This window comes from Collinsella sp. AK_207A (assembly GCF_902501965.1).
Taxonomy (GTDB): domain Bacteria; phylum Actinomycetota; class Coriobacteriia; order Coriobacteriales; family Coriobacteriaceae; genus Collinsella.
Map to the genome: position 1 here is coordinate 130,059 of NZ_CABWID010000015.1, position 20,010 is coordinate 150,068.

Annotated in this window: 17 protein-coding genes and 1 pseudogene; 14 read left to right on the forward strand and 4 right to left on the reverse strand. The window is 62.6% G+C overall.

Annotated features, from left to right (window positions below; translation table 11 throughout):
* The first annotated feature begins 168 nt into the window (after positions 1-168).
* The 13 genes and pseudogenes from GDJ97_RS05440 (at position 169) to GDJ97_RS05500 (ending at position 14,349) form a co-directional block, all read left to right on the forward strand.
* Positions 169-3,009, forward strand: a complete 2,841-nt coding sequence (locus tag GDJ97_RS05440) for a metallophosphoesterase (protein ID WP_193221323.1) — start codon at positions 169-171, stop codon at positions 3,007-3,009.
* Positions 3,010-3,145: 136 nt separating this feature from the next.
* Positions 3,146-4,321 (forward strand): YibE/F family protein, encoded by a 1,176-nt coding sequence (locus GDJ97_RS05445; RefSeq protein WP_152070280.1) that lies wholly within the window; start codon positions 3,146-3,148, stop codon positions 4,319-4,321.
* 41 nt (positions 4,322-4,362) lie between these two features.
* The gene (locus GDJ97_RS05450; RefSeq protein WP_152070281.1) at positions 4,363-4,983 is read left to right on the forward strand and encodes a LamG domain-containing protein; all 621 of its coding nucleotides are present in this window, start codon (positions 4,363-4,365) and stop codon (positions 4,981-4,983) included.
* Between the two features lie 650 nt (positions 4,984-5,633).
* Positions 5,634-6,551: a hypothetical protein gene (locus tag GDJ97_RS05455; protein ID WP_152070282.1), complete on the forward strand. Its 918-nt coding sequence runs from the start codon at positions 5,634-5,636 to the stop codon at positions 6,549-6,551.
* A gap of 256 nt (positions 6,552-6,807) precedes the next feature.
* The gene (locus tag GDJ97_RS09360; protein WP_306437639.1) at positions 6,808-7,185 is read left to right on the forward strand and encodes an ABC transporter permease; all 378 of its coding nucleotides are present in this window, start codon (positions 6,808-6,810) and stop codon (positions 7,183-7,185) included.
* A pseudogene (locus GDJ97_RS09365) lies at positions 7,139-7,980 on the forward strand (ABC transporter substrate-binding protein). Before GDJ97_RS09360 ends, GDJ97_RS09365 begins: the two are co-directional and overlap by 47 nt.
* A 66-nt stretch (positions 7,981-8,046) precedes the next feature.
* Positions 8,047-8,565, forward strand: coding sequence for an ATP-binding cassette domain-containing protein (locus GDJ97_RS05470; RefSeq protein WP_226808850.1), 519 nt, complete (start codon positions 8,047-8,049; stop codon positions 8,563-8,565).
* Positions 8,566-8,841: 276 nt separating this feature from the next.
* Positions 8,842-9,081 carry a FeoA family protein gene (locus GDJ97_RS05475; RefSeq protein WP_152070284.1) on the forward strand — a complete coding sequence of 80 codons (240 nt, stop codon included), beginning with the start codon at positions 8,842-8,844 and terminating at the stop codon, positions 9,079-9,081.
* A gap of 68 nt (positions 9,082-9,149) precedes the next feature.
* On the forward strand, positions 9,150-9,371 hold the full coding sequence (locus GDJ97_RS05480) for a FeoA family protein (protein WP_152070285.1): 222 nt from the start codon (positions 9,150-9,152) through the stop codon (positions 9,369-9,371).
* A gap of 86 nt (positions 9,372-9,457) precedes the next feature.
* Complete coding sequence (gene feoB / locus GDJ97_RS05485; RefSeq protein ID WP_152070286.1) at positions 9,458-11,698, forward strand: ferrous iron transport protein B; 2,241 nt, start codon at positions 9,458-9,460, stop codon at positions 11,696-11,698.
* Between the two features lie 165 nt (positions 11,699-11,863).
* Positions 11,864-12,070 carry a hypothetical protein gene (locus GDJ97_RS05490; protein ID WP_152070287.1) on the forward strand — a complete coding sequence of 69 codons (207 nt, stop codon included), beginning with the start codon at positions 11,864-11,866 and terminating at the stop codon, positions 12,068-12,070.
* A 161-nt stretch (positions 12,071-12,231) separates the two neighbouring features.
* A complete protein-coding gene (locus GDJ97_RS05495; protein ID WP_152070288.1) occupies positions 12,232-13,575 on the forward strand; it encodes a glutamine synthetase family protein in 1,344 nt (447 codons plus the stop codon).
* A gap of 111 nt (positions 13,576-13,686) precedes the next feature.
* Positions 13,687-14,349 (forward strand): winged-helix domain-containing protein, encoded by a 663-nt coding sequence (locus GDJ97_RS05500; protein WP_152070289.1) that lies wholly within the window; start codon positions 13,687-13,689, stop codon positions 14,347-14,349.
* Between the two features lie 105 nt (positions 14,350-14,454).
* On the opposite strand, the gene GDJ97_RS05505 is transcribed toward GDJ97_RS05500, so the two are convergent.
* The 4 genes from GDJ97_RS05505 to GDJ97_RS05520 all read right to left on the reverse strand — a co-directional run bounded on the left by GDJ97_RS05505 (position 14,455) and on the right by GDJ97_RS05520 (position 18,117).
* The gene (locus GDJ97_RS05505) at positions 14,455-16,284 is read right to left on the reverse strand and encodes an InlB B-repeat-containing protein (protein WP_193221324.1); all 1,830 of its coding nucleotides are present in this window, start codon (positions 16,282-16,284) and stop codon (positions 14,455-14,457) included.
* A gap of 539 nt (positions 16,285-16,823) precedes the next feature.
* On the reverse strand, positions 16,824-17,288 hold the full coding sequence (locus GDJ97_RS05510) for a hypothetical protein (RefSeq protein ID WP_152070291.1): 465 nt from the start codon (positions 17,286-17,288) through the stop codon (positions 16,824-16,826).
* Positions 17,285-17,698 carry a helix-turn-helix transcriptional regulator gene (locus tag GDJ97_RS05515; protein ID WP_152070292.1) on the reverse strand — a complete coding sequence of 138 codons (414 nt, stop codon included), beginning with the start codon at positions 17,696-17,698 and terminating at the stop codon, positions 17,285-17,287. The genes GDJ97_RS05510 and GDJ97_RS05515 overlap by 4 nt, the downstream gene beginning before the upstream one ends.
* The gene (locus GDJ97_RS05520) at positions 17,695-18,117 is read right to left on the reverse strand and encodes a hypothetical protein (RefSeq protein ID WP_152070293.1); all 423 of its coding nucleotides are present in this window, start codon (positions 18,115-18,117) and stop codon (positions 17,695-17,697) included. The genes GDJ97_RS05515 and GDJ97_RS05520 overlap by 4 nt, the downstream gene beginning before the upstream one ends.
* A gap of 398 nt (positions 18,118-18,515) precedes the next feature.
* Here GDJ97_RS05520 and GDJ97_RS05525 point away from each other — a divergent pair, with 398 nt between their 5' ends.
* Entirely contained in the window at positions 18,516-20,006 is a 1,491-nt protein-coding gene (locus GDJ97_RS05525; protein ID WP_152070294.1) for a S1C family serine protease, read from the forward strand.
* The last annotated feature ends 4 nt before the right edge of the window (positions 20,007-20,010 follow it).

Genomic DNA, 20,010 nt, shown 5'->3' on the forward strand with positions numbered 1-20,010 from the left:
CGCTTCCATTTGGCGCCAAACACCGTACCAAAGCGGCCCTCGCATCCCTTACAAAACTCTGCGCCAGAGCAGATACGACACTTGCCGGGGCTTGACGTGGCCTTCCTAGAATCTCCTTGAATGCGCCGGGAGTACACGTGCGCGCACATCGAAGGGGAAGGACGAATCGTGAAACACAAGCTTGCGGTATTCCAAAGAAAGATTCATTCGGGGGGTAGCCGTCTTCTCGCGCGCGGTCTGGCTGCGTGCGCGGTAGCGCTCCTCCTCGCGCTGACCGTGGTGCTGGGCGGCGCGTTCGCGCGTCCCGCATCCGCCAAGGCCGACGCCAAGAACCCGGACGTCGTGGTGTCCGGCACCACGGAGTGGCAATACCGCGACGACGACGCTCAGCCGGCGGACGGCTGGAAGACGAGCCCCGCGGTCACCGAGCAGGCCTGGAAGACGGGTAAGGGTTCCCTCGGCGCCAAGTTGGGTAAAATTGCCGATCTGGGCGACGGACACACGCCCCAGGTGCTCCTCACCCAGTACCGTGCCGGCGGCCTCCAGGACATCCCGGCCTACTACCTCCGCACCACCTTCGATGTGACCGATCCCAACGCGGTGAAGACCATCACCGGTTCCTTCGAGTACGACGACGCCGCCTTCATCTACATCAACGGCGTGAAGGTCGCCGAGGTGGGCAACAAGTCCGAGAACAACTACACCGGAAATATGGGCGGCGATATCGAGGGCCAGCACACCTGGGGCGGTACCAACGCCGACAAACCCCAGACCGGCACCATCAACGTCACCGATGTCTCGGCCCTGAATCTCAAGGCCACGGGCAACGTGGTGGCGGTGGAGCTCCATAACGGCCGCCCCGCGAGCTCCGACGTCTACTTCGACCTCACCAAGCTCACCCTCAACACGGGTGCTCCCGATCCCGGTCAGCCCACGGGCGACCTCAAGGCCGTCTCGCTCGAGGTGGGCGCCACCGAGGCCTCGCGCAACATCAACTGGCTGGGTACCTCCACGGCCGAGAGCTACGTCGAGTACGTGGCCAAGCCCGCCGGATATAAAGAGGGCGATGCCTTCCCCGAGGACGCCGCCACCAAGGTGACCGCCACCCAGGCGGCCGCCACGCGCGCCGGCTACCAGTCCAACAAGGTGACGCTTTCCAACCTCGCTGCCAACACCACCTACCTCTACCGCGTGGGCAACAGCGAGAAGTGGAGCGACCCGGCCGAGTTCTCCGTCAGGGCGCAGGGCGCGGGCCAGAGCTTCAACTTCCTCTTTGCGGGCGACCCGCAGATCGGCGCCGGCAACGGCTCCATTCAGGACAACCAGACGGGTTGGTCCAACACGCTGAACCGCGCGCTCAAGAAGCTCGGCGGTGCCGATTTCCTGGTCTCCGCGGGCGACCAGATCAACGACCGCGGCAACGAGGGCCAGTACGATGCCTACTACGCACCCGAGGCGCTGAAGTCGCTGGCCGAGGCCACCACGGTGGGCAACCACGATAACGGCTCCATGCGTTACACCGACTACAACAACATGCCCAACGTGAGCGATAAGGGCTCCACAGCGAGCTTGACGGGCGCGCAGTCCGGCGACTACTGGTACACCTACAACGGCGTGCTGTTCATGGACCTGAACTCCAACAATCTGACGACCTCCGAGCACAAGGCATTCATGCAGGACGCCATCGCCAAGAACCCGAACGCCAAGTGGAAGATCGTGGTGTTCCACCACTCCGTGTACTCGCTCGCCAACCACTACGACGACTCCGATGTGGCGCAGCGCCGCCGCGAGCTGCCGCCGGTGTTTTCCGAGTTGGGCATCGACGCGGTGCTCATGGGCCACGATCACTACTTCACGCGCACCTACCTCATCAAGAACGGCACGCCGGTCATTCCCGAGGGCCACAACGTGTCCAAGGGCGAGGATGCACCCACCGAGGCCGTGAACCCGGCCGCGGGCGAGGTCTTCTACCTGACGGCCAATTCCGCCTCGGGTTCCAAGTACTACAGCCTGAACAGGAGCCTGAATCCCAACGCCCTGCCGAGCTGGGTGGCGCATCAGGGCCAGAGCAAGCGCCAGACCATCACCAACGTGTCTGTGACCGCGAACGAGCTCAAGTTCGATACCTACTACACCGATCAGGACGAGCTGCAGCCACTCGACTCCTTCACCATCAAGCGCGCTGTCGCGCCGACCATCACGGTGGAGAAGGCCGACGAGACCGTCAAGGTGGGTGACGCCTTCGACCCGATGACAGGTGTTACCGCGAAGGATGCTGACGGCAAGGATCTGACCGACCGGGTGACCGTGGCCATCAAGGACAAGGATGGCAAGGACGTCCGCTACGTGGACACCTCCAAGGCGGGCAGCTACACCATCACGTACAGCGTTGAGGACGCATACGGCCAGAGTGCCAAGGCGACCAAGACCGTGACCGTGAAGGAAGCGGCGAAGCCCGAGACCAAGCTCTCCTACAAGCTTCTCGACGCCGAGGGCAAGGCGGTCTCGGCCGTGACGGTCAAGGTGGGCGATGATTTCGATGCGCTTTCCTACCTGCACGTGTACGACGAGACCGGCAAGGAAGTCGCCAAGGACGGCGTGACCCTGCGCGTGACGGATGCCACGGGTGCCGAGGTGACGAAGGTCGATACCTCTGCTGCGGGCGAGTTCACCGTCTCCTATGAGGCGAACGGCGTCGAGGTCGCCTCGCTCAAGGTGACCGTCAAAAAGGCTGGCAACGGCCAGAACCCTGGTGGCAACAACGGTGGAAACAACCAGAGCGGCAACGGCCAGAACCCTGGTGGCAACGGCAGTCAGAACAACGGTGGCAACGGCGGCCAGAACACCAACGGCAGCCAGACCGGCAACACCGGTAAGCCGGGTGCCAAGCCCGTCAACCTGCCCCATACCGGCGACGATGCCTTCGCGCTCGTGGGCGGCCTCGCAATAGCGGGTGTGCTGCTGGTGGCCGGTGCCCTCGCGTGGCGCCTCGCCCAGAAGCGTCGCTAGCGCGCATCCCATTCTCGCGGGATGGGTGGAGCTCTCCTGCTGCCCATCCCGCGTGTACGAGGAAGTGATCGGGGTGGCCTGTACGGGATGCAAGTTCCCGGGTCGGGCCGCCCCGTTTGGAAAGGAACGGTTCTCCTTGACGTTCGATCTCAAGACTCAGGCTCGCGCCCACGTGGTCGAGTTGGCGACCATTGCTGCCATGACCGCCATCGTGGTGGTCGTGCTCGTCTTCGGTGGGCTGAAGACGGCGAGCTTCCGCATGTTCGCCAAGAACGGTATCACCTACCCCGTCGCCACGGTCACTCGCATCGTCTCGGAAGACGTGGCCGAGGAGGAGGGGACCGGCCGCTATCTGGGCTCGCAGAAGGTGGAGGTGCGCATCGAGGACGGCGTGAACGCCGGCAAGACGGTCGTGGCCTTCAACCAGATGTCCGCCGACCACAACGTGCTCGCGCGGGTGGGCGAGAAGCTCATCGTGCAGGCGGAGAACCAGGAGGGGCTGGAGCCCCACTACTCTATCTATAACTACGACCGCATTCCCGGTATCGCGGCGATCGTGGGCGTCTTCGCCCTGAGCATGGTGCTGGTGGGGCGCACCAAGGGACTGCGCAGCCTGCTCGGCCTCGCCTTCTCGCTCTTCATGATCGTGATGTTCCTGCTGCCGCTCATGTTCAACGGCGTCTCGCCCATCTTGGCGAGCCTGCTCACGGCGGCCATCATCACCGTGTGCTCCATGCTGCTGCTGAACGGCGGTAGTAGAAAAACGGCTGCGGGCATCGCCTCCACGCTCTTGGGGCTCCTTGCCGCCACGTTGGTGTACCTGGCCATCGCGGCCGTGCTCCAGGTGAGCGGGTTCAACGACGAAGGCGCCGAGGAGCTCGTGATCCTGCAGCAATCCACGGGCGTCCAGGTGCAGCAGGTGCTCTTTGCCGGCGTGCTCGTGGCCTCGCTCGGCGCCGTCATGGACATGTGCATGTCCATCGCCTCCTCGCTCTTCGAGCTGAAGCAGGTGCATACGGAGCTGACGGCGCGGCAGATGGTGGCTTCGGCGTTCTCCATTGGCGGCGACATGATCGGCACCATGTGCCAAACGCTCATCATGGCCTTCGCGGGCGCGGGCATCTCCTCGCTCCTGCTGCTTCTGGCCTACGGAATCGACTTCAACCAGTTCATGACCTCGGATTACCTGGCCGTTGAGCTGATTCATAGCTTTGTGGGCGCCATCGCGGTGGTGCTCTGCGTTCCCATCACGGCGCTCGTGAGCGCCTGGCAGTTCGAGGGCGCCTCCCTGCGGGGCAGCCGGACTGCCTAAACCATCTGATCGAGAAGAGATGCCGATGAACTCCGGTCGGCGTGTTCGGCGGGCTCTCGGGCGATGCGACGATCTCTGCCTGGGTCGACCTCGACAGCACCTCGAACAACCAGATGATGCTGGGCGCGGGGTCCGATAAAGACAACTTCTTCGTGATGGCGCTGAACGACGCCTTCCGCAGCGGTCTCAACGTGGAAGGCGCGGGCGAGCGGCGGATGGTCGCCGATTCCGGGGTACCTGCCGGAACCTGGGCGTACGTCTCGTGCGTGCAGAAGGGCACGGCGGCCTCGCTCTACGTGGACGGCAAGAAGGTCGCCACGGGTACGGCCGACCATGCCCTCGCCGCTGCCGTGGCCAAGGCAGGCGCCTTCGCGCACCTGGGCGGCATCGATTTCTGGGGCGACCCGTACTTCGGCGGGCGCATCTCCAGCCTTGCGGTGTATGACAAGGCGCTCGATGCCGACGCGCTCGCCGCCGAGATGAAGCGCACCGACGCGCGTCTGGCCGATGAGGTCGCGCGTGCGGAGACCGTGCTGGACGCTGGCGGTTTGAGCGTGGACCAGGCGCGTGCGCTCACCCAGGCACAGGACGCCGCCAAGGCCGTGGCGGACGATCCGACGGCCACGGCCAAGGAGGCAGCTGCCGCGCTGAAGCGTTCCTGAGCGGGTCGATCCGCCATGCGGAGTCGGCCCGGCGCCCAGGTTTGGGCGCCGGGCCAATCCGACGTATGGCCGGTTCGGCATCTGGAGGCGAGATAAACGCTAAAGTGTAGAGTTTCTCGTTGGGATTCCAGGTATACGCGGTCTGGACGAATCGCCCAACTGGGCTTTTGTTCATGAAAAAACTCGCGGTCGTGCTCGCGGAGTCAAAAACTCTACATTTTAGTGTTTATCTCCGGGCATCGCTGCAAAAGCGTGCCGCACTGAACCGTATGGCGGGCGCCGACGGCATTGCAAAGTACCGTTTACGCGTTTCACCGGTTATGTTCGCGCGTTCCCCAACCGTGCGGCGGTTTCTCACGAGACGCGCATGGTAGCGTCGCGGCATGGTTGTTATATGCGACATATCGGCTTGGCAATACTGGCGTACCCCTCCCGTGGTGCGAGAGGGGTGGCTCGATGCGGCCCTACTCGATCAGATGCTCTCTGCCGCCTCCTTGGATCGGGAGATTCTGAAGCCGCTCCGTGCCAACGCACGCGAGGCGGAGCGCCTGATCCGGTGGCGCCTGCTCGCGGACCTCAAGGGGCTGAGCCTACCCGTACACGTTATGGTCGACGTACGCGAGAGCAGGCATGCGAGCGAGATTCTCCGCGTGCACGAGTATCCCCGCAACCTGCCCGCCGACATGCTCGTCGATCTGGGCAACGGCCTGTACGTCATGCCGCCCGAACTGTCTGCCTCCCTGAGCATGCGTAAAACCGATGTGGTGGCGATGGCAAAGCGCATGTTCGAGGCTTGTGGGCTGTTCTCGATCATCCCGTCGAACCCGCGCATACAGCTCGTGTTGAACGACCTTCTGAGCAGGGGCGTGCTGGCAGCTTCATCATCTCGAGGAGATGGCATCTACGGATACAGCGATAGCAATGGTCGACGCCAGGGCTTCTTAGACCAGGAAGGCGAGACGTTGCCGTGGTCGCCGACGTTCGATCGCACCGCCCGCCTGACGGATATGTGGAAGCGCGCGCCCCTGACTAGCACAGATGCTATCGCAGCATCGCTCGACCGCTTGGAAGGCGTTCGGGGGCTGCCGATGGCGCGACGGGCCCTTGCGCTGGCGCGCGATGGCGCGGCGTCGCCGGAGGAGGTCAGGGCATATCTCCTTCTGTGCTCCGGCTGGCGAGTCGGGGGAGAGTCATGGGGGACCCCGGATCTGAACAGGAGGGTCGACTTCACGCCGGAGGCGCGGCTGTTGGCGCGAAGGTCCTTTGCCGTTGCCGACTGTCTCTGGATGGAGCCAAAGGTGGACCTTGAGGTGCAGGGCATGGCATTTCATGCCGATGATCAGGGATTTCTCGTTGCCTCCGGCAGGAGGACGGCGCTTGAGAGCATGGGCTATACCGTTTTGGAGATCAATCACGAGCAGATGGCCGATCTTGAGAAGTTCGATGCTATGCTGCCCTCGATGGCACGCGCCGTGGGATACCCGCTCCAGCCTCGAACGGGCGCGTTTCTGCAGCGCCGCGACAAGCTTCATCGTGCGCTGTTTGGGCTTCCCTACGACCCCCAATAGAGCGCAAAAGACCTGTGCGCGGCATCCAGCCCCTGCTTGCATGCTGTTGGATGGAGATAAACGCTAAAGTGTAGAGTTTCTCGTTGGGATTCCGGGTATGTGCGGTCTGGAGGAATCGCTCAACTGGGCTTTTGTCCTCCGGAAAGCCGTCCTTGTCCTCTTCGCCGCCTGAAAACTCTACACTTTAGCGTTTATCTCGAGCAGGCTGCTTTCGCTGCCCGGTTTTAAGCCCTGTGGCGCGTTCTACCCGCCCGTCGTGCTCACGCAGACTATCCCCACGGTCGCCATCGCCCCGCTGCTGGTGCTCTGGTTCGGCTACGACATGGCGCCCAAGGTGGTGCCCATCGTGGTCACCACGTTCTTTCCCATCGCGGTGGGGCTCTTGGGCGGGTTCCGTTCTGTGGACCCCAACCAGATCGACCTCATGCGCTCTATGGGAGCCAGCCGCCTGCAGATCATGCGCCACGTCAAGCTGCCGGCGGCCATGCCGCAGTTCTTCAGCGGTTTCAAGATCTCGGCGGCCTACGCGGTGGTGGGGGGCGGTCTTCGTCGAATGGCTCGGCGGCTTCTCGGGCCTGGGCGTGTACGTGGCGCAGAAGAAGGGCTTCTACAAGGACGCGGGCCTAGAGGTTAAGATCGTCCAGGGTCCCGAGAACGGCGCCGATTCGCTCGTGGCCACCGGTGAGGGCGACTTCGGCGTGAGCTTTCAGGACACCATGGCGAGCTACGTGGTGGGTGCCGGCGCCCTGCCCGTCACCGCCATCGCCGCCATCATCCAGCACAACACCTCGGGCATCATCAGCCTGAAGGACAAGGGCATCACGAGTCCCGTCAAGATGGCCGGGCACACCTACGCCACATGGGAGACCCCCATCGAACAGGGCATCATCAAGCGCTGCGTTGAGGCCGACGGCAGCGACTACAACCAGGTCAAGATGATCCCCTCCACGGTGGCGGACGAGGTTTCGGCGCTCAAGACCGACCAGGTGGACTGTATCTGGATCTTCTGGGCCTGGGCGGGCGAGAAGTGCGAGCTCGCGGGCCTCGCCACCAACTACTTCATGTTCAAGGACTTCGACGCACGTTCGACTACTACACGCCGGTGATCATCGCCAACAACGACCTCATCAAGAACGATCCCGACACCGTGCAGGCGTTCATGGACGCCACGCGCAAGGGCTCCGAGTACTGCGTGGAGCACCGAGACGACGCCGCGAAGATTCTGGTCGATGAGGTGCCGGAGCTCGATCTGGAGCTGGTTCGCGCCTCGCAGGAGTACCTGGCTGACCAGCACACCGCCGACGCCGACGCCTGGGGCAGGATCGATCCCGACCGCTGGGACGCCTTCTACGCGTTGATCTCGGAGAACGGCATCAGCGAGGAGCAGATTCCCGTCGGCGCAGGGCTCACCATGCAGTTCCAGAAATAGCAGGTACGAGCGACTGGGTGAGCCGGGGGCTATCCCGCGCGCCCGGCCGCGCAGAAAGGGTGCGAGATGGCGCGCTTGAGCGTTGGACACGTGACGCAGGGCTTCGGTTCCCTGACCGTTCTGGACGACGTGAGCCTGACGGTTGAATCCGGCCGGGTGGCGTGCCTGCTCGGACCCTCGGGCTGCGGCAAGACCACCCCCTTCCACGTGGTTGCCGGCCTCGAGCGACCGTCTGCGGGCCGCGTGCTCCTCGGCGAGCGCGACGTGACCGGATGCCCCGGCCAGCTCTCCTATATGCTGCAGAAGGACCTGCTGCTGCCGAGCAAGACCATCCTGGACAACGTCTCGCTGCCGCTCGTGCTCCGGGGCACGCCGCGCGACGCCGCCCGCGAGGAGGCGCGCGAGCTCATGCCGACCTTCGGACTCGTCGGCACCGAGGACCGCTGGCCCGCGGAGCTCTCGGGCGGCATGCGGCAGCGCGCCCCAGGCGGGCGAGCCCACGCGCATCGTCGGCGCGGAGCGCATCGATCGGCCGCGCAGCGAGCGCCAAGTCTTCAACCTGACCGAGGACTTCCTTGCGCATAATCGCCGAGTGCTCGCGTTGTCGGGGGAGCGCGCACTACACCGTTCGCCGAGGAAACGCGTACGCTCGGCCAAAAATACGCGCTATTCACCTGCGAGCCATTTTTCAGAACTTTCCCAGAAGCGCTTCACAAGACCGCTCTGACGTGCTAGTTTACTAAGGCGAACATAGACGCGGCTAACTTCCCCTTGAGTCGCCCGCCTTCGTGTGGGCAAAAGAGGGGAAGTTTCCCCGTATATGTGCGCTATCGGCCTGTATGTAAGGAATTGGTGAGAAGCATGGTGCAAGGTCCCAAGGCTCCCGCGATGCCGCTTTCCCTGGTGAAGGCTGGCGAGACGGTGACCGTCGAGCGCGTCAAGGGCGTCGAGGACATGAGGCGCCACCTCCAGGAGCTCGGCTTCGTGGAGGGTGCAGAGGTCCATGTGGTCTCCAACAGCGGTGCCAACATCATCGTCATGATCAAGGGTGCGCGCTTTGGCATCGACGCCAAGGTCGCCGTCCACATCATGACGGTCTAGCTGGCATCCACGCCATCACCGCTCCGTACATCGGCGCGAGCAACGAGTGCATCGAAAGGGGGAAGCAAATGAAGACACTGGGAGATGTGGCCGTGGGCGATTCCTCGACCATCATCAAGCTGCACGGTGAGGGCGCGCTCCGTCGTCATCTCATGGACCTGGGGCTCATCAAGGGCACCAAGTTTACCGTCGTGAAGGTCGCTCCGCTGGGCGATCCCGTCGAGATCAACGTGCGCGGGTACGAGCTCTCCATCCGCAAGGAGGAGGCGGCGATCGTCGAGGTTCAGTAAGTTCCCCCTTGACGATTGTTTCTGCAGGTAGAGTTAGAGTTTTCTAACTTGAATGTCCCTTTTAGGACGTTTGGAAGAAGGATTGAATGGCGGCTTCACAGCTACATGTCGCGCTTGCCGGTAACCCCAACTGCGGCAAGACGACCCTCTTCAACCTGATCACCGGCGCCAACGGCTACGTTGGCAACTGGCCGGGCGTCACGGTTGAGAAGAAGGAGGCCAAGCTCACCTCTGATAAGAGCGTGACCATCACGGACCTCCCCGGCATCTACTCGCTTTCCCCCTACAGCCCCGAGGAGGTCGTCGCCCGTGACTACATCATGAGCGACGAGCCCGACGTGGTCATCCAGGTGCTCGACGCCACCAACCTCGAGCGCAACCTCTACCTGGCCCTCCAGGTCGTCGAGACGGGCAAGCCCGTTGTCGTGGCCCTGAACATGGCGGACCTGGTGGAGAAGAACGGCGACAAGATCGACACCAAGAGGCTCTCCAAGGCCCTCGGTGCCCCGGTCGTCATGATCTCCGCCCTCAAGAACACCGGTATCGACGAGCTCTTCGCCAAGGCGCGCGAGGCCGCTGCCAAGAAGGCCGAGGTTCCGGAGCACAAGTTCGACTCCGCCATCGAGGACGTGCTCGATCACATCGAGAACTGCCTACCGCAGAGCGTGCCCGTCAACAAGCGCCGCTACTACGCCGTCAAGCTCTTTGAGCGCGACGCCCAGGCCGTCAAGCTGGTCAACCTCAACAAGGAGCAGGCTGACCGCGTTGAGCAGCTCGTCTCCCAGTGCGAGAAGGACTGCGACGACGACTCCGAGTCCATCATCACCGGCGAGCGCTACGCCGTGATCGCGCACATCATCGACGAGTGCCTGAAGAAGGCCCCCGAGAAGATGAGCATCTCCGAGAAGATCGACCGCGTGGTCACCAACCGTTGGCTGGGCCTGCCGATCTTCGTGCTCGTGATGTGGGCCGTGTACTACATCGCCATCGGCACCATCGGCACCGCCGGTACCGACTGGGTGAACGACAACCTCTTCGGCGACGGCTTCACGCTGTTCGGCGCCTCCTTCCCCTCGGTTCCCGGCCTCTTTGAGGGCTGGCTGACCGCGGCTGGCGCCTCCGACCTGGTGATCAGCCTCGTGAACGACGGCATCGTCGCCGGCGTCGGCGCCGTGCTCGGCTTCATCCCGCAGATGTTCGTCCTGTTCATCCTGCTGTCCTTCCTCGAGGACTGCGGCTACATGGCGCGCGTTGCCTTCGTGATGGACCGTGTGTTCCGTCGCTTCGGTCTCTCCGGCAAGTCCTTCATCCCCATGCTCGTCTCCACGGGCTGCGGCGTGCCGGGCGTGCTGTCCACCAAGACCATTGAGAACGAGAAGGACCGTCGCATGACCGTCATGACGACGACCTTCATTCCCTGCGGCGCCAAGCTGCCGATCATCGCGCTCCTCATGGGCGCCCTCATCGGCAACAACGACGCGAGCTGGATCTCCCCGCTCTTCTACTTCCTGGGCGTCGTGGCCGTCATCGTGTCCGGCATCATGCTGAAGAAGACCAAGCTCTTCGCCGGCCGTCCGACCCCGTTCGTTATGGAGCTGCCTGCCTACCACATGCCCTCGATTCGCTCCTGGGCCTTGCATGTGTGGGAGCGCGTGAGCGCCTACATCAAGAAGGCCTTCACGATCATCTTCGCCTCCACCATCGTGATCTGGTTCCTCTCCAACTTCGGCGTCTTCGAGGGCGCCTTCGGCTTCCTGCCCGACCTGACCGATGCCGACGAGTTCATGGACTACTCCGTGCTCGCCATGCTCGGCAGTGCCCTGTCTTGGATCTTCGCCCCGCTGGGCTTCGCCTCTTGGCAGGCCGTCGCCATGTCCATCTCCGGCCTGGTCGCCAAGGAGAACGTCATGGCTACCGCCGCGTCGCTGCTCTCTATGTCCGACGCCACCGAGGCCGACCCGGAGCTGTGGCACGCCTTTGCGCAGCAGATGTTCTTCAATCACGGCGGCACCGTGGGCGCCATCGCCGCGTTCGGCGCGTTCAACCTGCTCTGCGCTCCGTGCTTCGCTGCTATGGGCACCATCCGCGCTCAGATGAACTCCGGCAAGTGGACCGCCATCGCGCTGGGCTACGAGTGCGGCTTCGCCTGGGTGATCGGCCTGATGATCAACCAGTTCTACCTGCTCTCCCAGGGTGTATTCAGCATCTGGACGATCGTGGCCGTTGCATTTGCCGCCGCCATCCTCTTCCAGCTGTTCCGCCCGATGCCCAAGGGCGCCATGGGCGAGGACGACAACGAGGTTGCCCCCTCCGTCTCCGCGGCCTAGTATCTCCCGGCTGTAGAGCCCCCTTTGGACCGGCTGCCCGCACGGCAGCCGGTCCTTTTTTAGGTTTGCGCACCGTGCCCGCGCGAACCAAGGTCATTTTTGAAAAAGGCGTTAAGACAGCTCGGATGGGGTAGAGTTAGCGAGAGTAAACAAAGGAGGCACACCATGTCCCTGGCAGATGTTGTTGTTCTTGGTCTTCTAGCCGTTGCGTTCGTAGCGGTGTGCGTGCGGGTGAAGCGCCATGGCGCGTGCATGGACTGCGGCGAGGCCGGTATGTGTACCGGTCATTGCAGCCCCGACCACAAGAAGACCTGTGCGGCGCTCAAGGGCCTCGACCAAGTTGAGGCAGAGCTCTCCCGCGGTGTGAAGTAGCGCCCGCGCCCGTCGCGCGCTGCCAGACGCCAAACGCCCGTTCACGGTTGCCCCAATGGTGCCGTGAGCGGGCGTTCTTGTGTGCGGTGCGTGGGAAATACCTCGGTAACAATCGTGTGAGAAAGTGGGGACTGCAACGTTTCGGCAGGAAAGGGCCGTGTATGGATAAGCAGCAGAACATCGACTTCGTTATTCGCACGGTAGAGGAGCGCGGCATCCGCTTTGTGCGCCTGTGGTTCACCGACGTGCTGGGCCGGCTCAAGAGCTTCGCCATCTCGCCCGAGGACCTCGAGGTTGCCTTTGAGGAGGGCATCGGCTTCGACGGCTCCGCGATCGAGGGCTTTGCCACGCCCGATGAGGCCGATATGCTCGCCTTCCCCGACGCCTCCACCTTCCAGGTGCTTCCCTGGCGCCCGAGCCACGACGGCGTGGCGCGCGTGTTCTGCGACGTCTGCACGCCCGACCGCGAGGCCTTCCCGGGGGATCCCCGCGAATGTCTGCGTGTCATGTTCCACAAGGCCGAGAAGCGCGGGTTCATCATGAACGTGGGCGCCGACCTGGAGTTCTACTACTTCCCGAGCGAGGATAAGCCCGTGCCCATGGACGAGGCCGGCTACTTCGACCTCACGCCCAACGACTCCGCGCGCGACCTGCGCCGTTCCATGGTGCTCATGCTCGAGAAGATGTCCGTGCCCGTTGAGTACACCTATCACAGCTCCGGCCGCTCGCAGCACGGCATTGCGCTGCGCCATGCCGAGGCGCTCACCATGTCCGACGCCATCATGACGGCCAAGCACGTCATTCGCCTGGAGGCCTACGACGCCGGTATCCACGCGAGCTTCATGCCCAAGCCCATGGCGGACGAGGCGGGGAGCGCGATGTTCCTGCACCAGTCGCTCTTCAACAAGCGCGGCGAGAACGTGTTCTACTCCGCGGGCGAGGAGGGTGGCCCGTACCACCTCTCGAGCATCGCCAAGAGTTACATGGCGGGCATCCTGGACCATGCCGCCGAGATCACGGCCATCCTGAACCCCACGGTCAACTCTTACAAGCGCCTGGCGCTCGCAGGGGATACGGCGCCCAGCTACGCCACGTGGGGGCTCCGCAACCGCAGCGCCATGATCCGCGTGCCCATCTACAAGCCCGGCAAGGAGCTCTCCACGCGCATCGAGCTGCGCAGCCCCGATCCCATGGCCAACCCGTACCTGGTGAACGCGGTGACGCTCGCCGCGGGTCTGGATGGCATCGAGCGCGGGCTCGACCTGCCCGCCGAGTCCACCTCGGAGCTCATGGCGCTCTCGCCGGCAGAGCTGGCGCAGCGCGGGATCAAGCCGCTGCCGCGCAGTCTAGAGGAGGCGCTCGACATCTTCGAGGCCAGCGACTTCATGCGCGAGACCCTGGGCGAGCACATCCACGCGTTCTTCCTGCGCAAGAAGCGCGATGAATGGGCCAAGTTCGCCTCGACCATCACGAAATGGGAGCTCAAGCACTACCTAGCTTCCTAGGCCATCCTGTGCAGCGGGTTCTGCCGCGCCATTGCGGCAAGATAATGTGCGCGCCTGCTGCTGATATCTGCGGTTTGTTGCTATCATCGATTTGTTACGAGGGAGGTGCCCATGTCTGACAAGAACGTACTGTTCATGGCGCGGACGACGCGGTTCCATGAGTTCGTAAGGACGCTCGGCACCACGATGGGCGCCGAGGTGTTTGCCGCCACGCCGGATTCTCCGGGTGCCGCCCACGATTTCGACCTGCTCGTGCTCGATGCGGACGGCGTCCGCGCCGACCGTCTGGAGCAGATCTCCAAGTGGCTCGAGAGCCGGGGGAACATCCCCATGCTACTGATCGTGGACGAGGAGGCGCTGCCCGAGCTGCATCTTCCGGCGCATGCGCGTGCCGACTTCCTCTGCTCCGGCGCCAGTACGGTGGAGCTCGAGGTGCGCGCCCGGCGTCTCATGGGCGAGGACGACCCGTTCCTTGCCGAGGACATCATCAAGATCGACAGCATGACCATCAATCTGGCCACCTATCAGGTGTACCTGGACGACGAGCCGGTTGACCTCACGCTCATGGAGTACTCGCTGCTCTCGTTCTTGGCCACGCATCCCAATCGCGCCTACAGTCGCGAGGTGCTGCTGCACCGTGTGTGGGGCTTTGAGTACTGCGGCGGCACGCGCACGGTGGACGTGCACATCAGGCGCATCCGCTCCAAGGTGGGACCGCAGATCGCGGGCCACATCACCACGGTGCGCGGCGTGGGCTACCTGTTCAAGGACTGATAAAACGAACCAGACACGTTCTTTCACGGGAGCGGGGCGGCCCCGAACCTGGTTGGTCCGGGGCCGCCCCGCTGTTGCGTGCCTATGGCGTGGGCGAGTGTGCCGCTACTCCTTGCGGCGGCGCTGGACGACCGCCACGCCGGCGGCCACGGCCGCGACGCCCGCGGCGCCGGCCGCCAGGGCCGCGGCGCCCTGGTCGTCGCCGGTCTTGGGCAGGGAGGCCTTCTTGGCGTCCTGCTTCTTGGCCTCGGGCTTCTGCTCGCCCTTCGGCTGCTCCGGCGTCTCGGTGGTGCCGCCGCTGCCGCCGACCTTCCTCCAGCCGGCGAAGAGCGTCAGGTCGGACGTGACGGGCTCGTCGAAGTCGTACGCCTTGGTCAGCGCCTCGTCGGCGTACCACCCGGCGAACGTGTAGCCCGCTCGCGTTGGGTCGGCCGGCTTGGAAGCCGCGTCGCCGTACGTAACCTCCTGGACCGCGACCGCGCTGCCACCCTTGGAATCAAAGGTGACCTTTTGGGCCTTGGTGGAATCCCGAATGGTGAGTGAATCGGTGTTGGTGACGGTCTCACCCTTGGAGTTGGTCAGCGTGTGGCCGTTCAGGTTGATGACGACCTTCTTGCCGCCAGGAACGGTCACGTCCTCCTCAACGTTTTGCTGCAGGGTGACGGTTTCTCCGTCCTTGGCGGCTTCGATAGCGGCATTCAGCGTGAGGTACGCCTTGCCGTTCGCGGTCGTTGCCTTGATGATTCCGCTGACGGGCTTCGTGTTCGCACCAAAGTTGTTGGCACCGAGGGTGACCACGCCGTCCTTGATGGAGTTTTTGACCTCGTGGGTCTTCGTATCCGTATAGCTGCCGAAGGAGATGCCGACGGTGGTGTTGAACGTATTGCCCTCGACCGTCACGTTTACGCTCGGACCCTGGCCGGGCCAGATGCTGTGGGAGATGCCGGTGCGGCCCTCGAAGTCGTTCTTGGTGATTGCCGCGCCGTCAACGTTGGTGATGAGGGCGCCGTTGATCCTCGACTTATCCGAAGCAAGGCCGGAGTGGTCGTAGACGTGGTTACCCTCGAAGGCAAGGTTCTTGATGCCGTAGGAACCCTCGGTTCCAACGTTACCGTTGCCGACGAGCAGTATCGTCGAAGAGGCCGTGCCACCCTCAGGAACGGGATTGCCAGGCTGCGCGTTCAGAGTGTTGTTGATGACCTTCACATTGTCGATCGCATTCGCGCCACCGACAAGGTTGATGCCACACCAGGACCACTTATCGTCACTGCTGGCACCTTTCGCATTGGAGTGGGTTGCGATGTTGAAGAAGTTCGTGTCGAACGTAATGTTTTTTGCACCCGGATTGACGCGGACGCCGTTGTGCTGCTTCTTGACGTTTGCATCCTTGCTGATGTCGAACGTGCATTTCATAACCTTTGCGCCGCTCGTCTTTCCGTCAACCGAGATATTATCATGCGGTCCGCCGGCCGTATTGGAGGCGTCGGTGAGGAAGTGCACGCCATCGACGGTGACGTTCTTGGCCTTGACGGTGATCGTGCCGGTGTAGACGACGTCCTTGGCGGCGGTGACGGTCACACCTTCCTCGTCCACGGTCAGGTTTTCCGACGTGGTCTTATTGATGGTCCACGTCTTGCCCGTCTTGGTGAAGGGGCTATTGGTGCCATTGTTCGCAGCCGCCGGCTGGGCGTCCGTCGTCGCGGCATTATCGTCCGCAGCGCTCTTCGCATCCGCGGTCGCGTCGGCAGCGTCGGTCGCCTTCGCCGCGTCCGTGGCAGCATCAGACTTGCCCGCCGCGTCCGCCGACTGGACCGCCTGCGGTGTGGCGTTGGTACCCTCGGCGAGCGCCGCGATCGGCGTGCCGCCCAGGGCGAGGGTCAGGGCCAGGCCAGCGGTAACCGCGGCGGGACCCCGGAAGGTATTGATACGTGGCATGTTTTTCTCCCATCCCGTATTGAGCCGAGAACATATAAGGGTCGGAACCCATATAGCAAACATTGTGTCCCCCCCCTGCTCTTTTCAAGGGAGAAGTGCAAACCTTTACAATCCAATCGACAAATGGCATCGATAGTCGACAAGTGGCTGGCTTTTCCGTCCCGGTTTCGAAACAAAGTTGAGGCTATGGACGCTCAAGGCGTTGCGAGGCGCCCGCTCTTCCGGCATGAGGGCGCTCGCGAAGGGGTCGGCCAAGCGGCCGCATGTTGCCATGCGGCCCCTGGCATTCTGTTGCTAGTTGTGGTGGTCCCGCGCGGAGTAGATGGTGATGGTCTCGCTCGTTTTACCCACGCGTTATGTTTTGCCAAACCTGAACGGGGAGGGGATTTTCTTTTAGCTTCAACGCTTCAGGAAATAAGAGAAGACGGTCATGCAAGGACGACCGTCTTCTCCAGCGGGCAGGGGGCCTTGAGTACACCCCGCCATAGCCGCTATTCCCTCTGTATGTTTATACCCGCAAGCATGCTGCTCAGCCATCATCACACTGGATTTACCTGCTGCTTAAGACCTTCTAGATAGGCGGCGGGGTCGATCGGCTGGATGGTAAACCTTCCAAGAAGGGATTGACCTGTCATGATCTCAACCTGCGAGCGCAGGAATGAGTAGAACATCGACACGCCGTTGAGCTTCAGCGCCTCGAACACCTCGTGCTCTGGAATGCCGATTGCATCAGCTACAGACAGACTCCCCACGGCGGACGCGAGGACGCTCAGCCGTGTTTCCTCGCTGCCCTCAATTTCCTCGGTCAAGATGAAATTGATTTGCATGCTGAACGGTAGGGTGAACTTGCCGTTTTCGTGCGCCAGCTGCAGGTTATCGGGCGTTGTGATGGTGATGCTGGCGTTGAGCGTATCGCTTTCCGGTCGATTCCTGTTGGCATCGAAATCGATTCTGTCAACGAATGGGCCGGAAATTGATATCGGGGAAAGGAATCCATTGCTCATGCTGCCTTAAGCCCTCCCTTTAGCACGCTTAGACTCGGCGCATTGGGCTCGGTGTAGGAGACCCGGGCGCTGCTGTTCCTCTGTCTCCACTCGCTTTTGTCGACAATCGATTCAGAGCTGGCGCTTGCGGCGGATGATGGCTGGTAGACAAAGCCGCTCGATAGGTCGATATCGAGAGCACTCTCGATTCGCGCAAGGGTCTTCAACGTCATGTTGGTCTGCCCCTTGATGATTCTCGTGATCTGCGCGGGCTTTACCCCCATCTTCGCCGCGAGCTCGCTTTTCGCCATGCCGAGCTCTTTCATCCTCGTGTACACGGAGCCGGATATGTTCATGGCGTGGTCCCAAGCGAGGTCTTCAGGAGTAAGCTTAAGATCCATCATCGCGTCTAGATCTTCATTTTCTTTCATTCCGTTCCTCCCATCATGCAACCCCTTGCGAGGGAAGCAAGCTTCTTCGCTCTCGCAAGGTCACTCTTTTTGATATGGCCACCCTTTCCCTGGTGTCCGTCGAAGTCGAATAGATAGATTGGAGTTCTCTGCTCATCGTCGTGTAGATAGGTCATCACTCTGATAACCTTTCCGTCGGCTCTCAACTCGAAGACTGACACGTCGGATGTGAGTTGCTTCAATTTCTTCGCTTGTATCGCCCAGTCAGTGCTGAAGCGAGCGACCTTTTCCATCATGCCGGCTATAACTCGGGCACGGTACTTTGTCTTTCCGCTTGAATGGAGCTTGCTTAGGAAATCCTTTTCTCCTTCTTTTGCGAGTACGTTCACTAAGGTGTCTTTAGTGGCCTTCACTTTCCGAATCTCATAATTAGTATCCACCGCATCACCTCACACTTTACTTATAAGTTAAATAAAGACAATAGCTTAAGCGCTGATATTTGCGTTCATTACATAATGGTATAAAGGAGTGTTCGGAACTGTGCAGTGAGTGGTTGGATACAATTCGCGGATATCAGTTTTTTCCTACTGAATTCGTTTGATCGATACAATTCCATTGTAGCCCTGACCCGCATCCCCGCACCCGCCCGCTCCGGTGAGTGGGTGGTTTGAACCGGACCGAGCACATGCTGAGGTATAAATGCGCGGGTAGATGCCCCTCACATCCTCATACCTCGGCTTTCTCTTACAATTGCCTTAATCTCATATGAAACGGTGGAAACGCATTCGCACGTTGGGGTACAACGTAGCCGTATTCAGAAGCGAGAAAGGATCGCGTGATGAGCGACGAAAAGTTTCCCCAGCGCCCCGAGGGGGCCGGTCCCGCGCCGCGCGTGGAGGTAGAGCCCACGCCGCAGCCTGCCGAGCAAACGCAGCAGACGGAGGCCCAGCGAGGCGCCGCGTCTGCCGCGGGCACGGCTCCCACGGAGCAGATCCCGTACGTGGCCAGCACGTCCGCGCCCGTAACGGAGACCGTCAAGCACACCGTGGTGAAGACCAAGACCAAGAAGCTGCCCGTGTTTCTGGCGTCCCTGGCCGGCCTGGCCGTGGGCGCGGTGCTGGTCATCGCACTCGTGATGTCCGGCGCCTTCCGCATCACGGACGCCAACGTGGTGGCTACGGACAGCGGCTCGTCCAAGGGCACCACGCAGACCCTGAAGATCGACGCGGAGGACACCACCCTCGCCGAGGCTGTGTCCGCCAAGGCGCTGCCCTCCGTGGTGTCCATCACCGCCATGACGGGCAACGGCGGCTCCGCGAGCTCCCAGAACAGCTCGTCGGATAGCGCGGGCAGCATCGGCTCCGGCGTGGTCCTGGACACGGACGGCAACATCCTCACCAACTACCACGTGGTGGAGGGCGCCACCAGCATGACCGTCTCCACGTCCGACGGCGGCAGCTACGAGGCCGAGCTGGTGGGCTCCGACGAGTCCAGCGACCTGGCGGTCATCCGCCTGAAGGGCGCCAAGGCTAGCGACCTCACGCCCATCGAGATCGGCGATTCCGATAAGCTGACCGTGGGTGAGTGGGTCATGGCCATCGGCAGCCCCTTTGGCAACGAGGCCTCCGTGTCCACGGGCATCGTGAGCGCGCTCTACCGTTCCACCGCGCTGCCCAGCACCACGGGCACGAGCATCTACGCCAACATGATCCAGACGGACGCGGCCATCAACCCCGGCAACTCCGGCGGTGCGCTGGTGAACGACGAGGGCAAGCTCATCGGCATCAACTCCGTGATCGAGAGCTACTCCGGCTCCAGCTCGGGCGTGGGCTTCGCCATTCCCGTGAAGTACGCCAAGAACATCGCGGACCAGATCATCAGCGGCAAGACGCCCGTCCATGCCTACCTGGGCGTGACGCTCACCAGTGTGAACGCCACCAACGCGCAGCAGAACAACCTGGCCGTGACGAGCGGCGCGTACGTGTCCGAGGTGACGGCCGACAGCCCCGCTGACAAGGCCGGCATGAAGAAGGGCGACATCATCGTCGCCGTGGATGGCGAGGAGATCAGCTCCGCCGACGGCCTGATCATCGCGGTACGCGGCCACGACGTGGGCGACAAGGTGGACATCACCGTCAACCGCGACGGCAAGGAGGAGAAGCTCTCCGTGACGCTGGGCTCCGACGAGGCGCTGCAGAACACGGGCAAGGACGACACCACGCAGGGTGACGGCTCCGGCAACGGCATGACCGAGGAGGAGTTCCTCCGGTACCTGCAGGAGCTGCTGGGCCGCGGTGGCAACGGCGGCCAGCAGGGCAACGGCTTGTAATTTG